Origin of the sequence: Bartonella sp. CL435QHHD (assembly GCF_042195095.1) — a bacterium.
Lineage (GTDB): Bacteria > Pseudomonadota > Alphaproteobacteria > Rhizobiales > Rhizobiaceae > Bartonella.
In genome coordinates, this window is record NZ_JBHINS010000018.1 from 1 (window position 1) to 2,720 (window position 2,720).

Here is a 2,720-nt window from a genome sequence, read left to right on the forward strand (position 1 = left end):
GCAAAAGATAGATGCGTACCGAGAAGACTTTAAACGGAAAAGTGAAAAGATACAGGCACTAAAAGCAGATGTTCAATCACGTGATACGGAAATTAAAGAATTGAAGCAAAAGATAGATGCGTACCGAGAAGAGTTTAAACGGAAAAGTGAAAAGATACAGGCACTAAAAGCAGATGTGCAATCACGTGATACGGAAATTAAAGAATTGAAGCAAGAGATTAAAGAACGCGACGAGAAAATTGAAGAATTGAAACAAAAGATAGAAGAACATGACGACGAGGAAATGGAAGAACTGAAGCAAGAGATTAAAGAACGTGAGGAGGAAATTAAAGAACTCGAAGCAGATGTTCAATTACGCGACGAGGAAATTAAAGAATTGAAGCAAGAGATTGAAGAACGCGACGAGGAAATTGATGAACTGAAGCAAAAGATGGAAGAATGTGACGAGGAGGAAATGGAAGAACTGAAGCAAGAGATTGAAGAACGTGACGAGGAAATTGAAGAACTTAAGCAAAAGATAGATGCGTACCGAGAAGACTTTAAACGGAAAAGTGAAAAGATACAGGCACTAAAACCAGATGTTCAATCACGCGACGAGGAAGTTGAAAGACTAACACAATAGCTTAAACAGCGTGATGAAGCAGTAAAAGCGCCGCCTCATAAGAATAAGAAGAGTAAGAAGAAGGGTAAGTGAGGAGAGAGGGATGGGCTTAATTGCACTTATTATATCTTGTATTGCTAATTTGTGTTCATGTTATGCGGTTTATACCAATTTTAAAAACATAAAAATGCTTAGACAAGCGATAAATGAAAGAGACGAAATAATAAAAGAGCAAGAAAAGCTCATCCAAAAATTATCTTTTCCTAACGTTTCTTATTGTGTGAATTGTAGTAAAATTGTGTGCAGAGAAGTCGTTTAAAGCACCATTCTAAGAAAAAACAATCATTAAATACAGGTGATTTAGATGCTTCATACAATCCTTTGTTTTGATCTAGGTACCAAAACGGGGTGGGCGTTTCGCAATGCCGAGGGTGACATATTCAGTGGTACCGTGAATTTTCAATCGCGCCGTTTTGAAGGCGGTGGAATGCGTTACTTGCGCTTTAAGCAATGGCTATCAGAAATAAAGCAGACAGCAGGTCAAATTGACGTGGTGTATTTTGAAGAGGTGAGGCGTCATAAAGGTACAGATGCAGCGCATGTTTACGGTGGTTTGTTAGCAACGTTAACGGCGTGGTGTGAACAGCATCAGATACCGTATGAGGGGATACCAGTAAGTACGATTAAGAAAGCGACGACAGGCAAGGGGAATGCGTCGAAAGAAGAGATGATTAAGGCGGTGCGTGCAAAAGGGCACAATCCGAAAGATGATAACGAAGCAGATGCTTTAGCAATTTTATATTTAGTTAAAGAAAGGGAATTGGGGTATGTCCAGTAAATTACCATGGACGAGGCTTTTTGCAGACAAGTGGGCAATAGTTGTTGATTATTTGCCTGCTGTAGAGGGCAATATCTATATGCGATTACGGTTACGTATGTTGCATACTGGTGAACCTCTTTTTTATAATATTAAAGTTTTATCTAATTACACTGGTTATTCAGTGAAGAAGTTTGAAGCGGCACTGAATGTTTTGCTTGAAGAAGGATATTTCATTCGTTTAGCAGATGGTCGCTTGTGGAATTTAGATGTTGAGGAAGAACTCAATAACTCTAATGAGAATTTAAATAGACTCTCAGAAAAAGCTATAAAAGCTGCGAATACTAAGAGAAATAAGCAGAAAGATAATTCATCAAGAGAACATGATGATGTCATCATGACATCATCACGAGGTCATGATGACATCATGATGAGTTCATCACGACAACACATTAACATTAACAATAACAATAACAAAAAAAATAAAAATATTATTTTATCAAAAAGAGAAATTGATTTTGAAAATTTAGAAACAAACGATTTGGTTGACGAGCCAATCGAGTGTGATGTTGAAAGCCAATCAGAACAAATCAAAACGATAGAAACCAAACAACCAATCATTCGCGAGCAAAATATCAATCTTTCAAACGAAGTTAACAACCGATGGCAAATTAACGAAGCGATGATTGCGAAATTGCCTTCACGAAAAGTTAAAAAGGTTGGAAAAAAACTTTCAGAAATCTTTGACACGATGATGCCTGCTTATTTTCCAGAGAAAGCAAACTTTTTTGAAGGAACAAAGAAAACAAGGGAAAAACAAGAAGTTGAAAGAATACTAGAAGATTTCAAACCCGATTTTCAATACGCAACTGAACAAGGATTAACGCATGGTGAAGCCTTATCAGAATTTGAAAAATTTGTACGCTTTTCAAAAACCAATCCATGTCGAAATGCAAATGAACGCGATTGGCAAAGCGCTTGGGATAATTGGATTACGCATCCAGAATATGGATTGGTAATTAAGAAACACAAAAAATTAGAAACGGAAAAACTATATGCAACCGCATGCTATAAATCATCATCAAACAATTTCGCAAATAACCTTTCAGAAAGATTTAGCATACCCCCAACAGCGATCTACGCTTAAAGACACTTATGGATCAGAAATAGAGCTTTTTTCGGGAGCATCAGTCATGAAATTGTATTTAAAAGGATCCGAAAAAACAGCAAAGTAGTGAAATTTGCTGATGATTTTGAGAATAGAGATGCGTTTAAATTGACAGAAAGGCACCGTACAGAGCG

At 37.0% G+C, this 2,720-nt stretch carries 3 protein-coding genes; all 3 read left to right on the plus strand.

Annotation, left to right across the window (positions count from 1 at the left end; all coding sequences use genetic code 11):
* The coding region (locus ACFILH_RS00695; RefSeq protein ID WP_375667214.1) for a hypothetical protein at window positions 1–622 on the plus strand (622 nt) is incomplete at its 5' end.
* Between the two features lie 343 nt (window positions 623–965).
* Window positions 966–1,439, plus strand: a complete 474-nt coding sequence (locus ACFILH_RS00700; RefSeq protein WP_375637962.1) for a crossover junction endodeoxyribonuclease RuvC — start codon at window positions 966–968, stop codon at window positions 1,437–1,439.
* Window positions 1,429–2,565, plus strand: coding sequence for a hypothetical protein (locus ACFILH_RS00705; protein ID WP_375667215.1), 1,137 nt, complete (start codon window positions 1,429–1,431; stop codon window positions 2,563–2,565). The genes ACFILH_RS00700 and ACFILH_RS00705 overlap by 11 nt, the downstream gene beginning before the upstream one ends.
* Window positions 2,566–2,720: the final 155 nt, after the last annotated feature.

Bases quoted from the DNA above. Each gene is read 5' to 3' on its own strand.
- ACFILH_RS00700 (WP_375637962.1), top strand. From the start codon at position 966: ATGCTTCATACAATCCTTTGTTTTGATCTAGGTACCAAAACGGGGTGG.
- ACFILH_RS00705 (WP_375667215.1), top strand. From the start codon at position 1,429: ATGTCCAGTAAATTACCATGGACGAGGCTTTTTGCAGACAAGTGGGCA.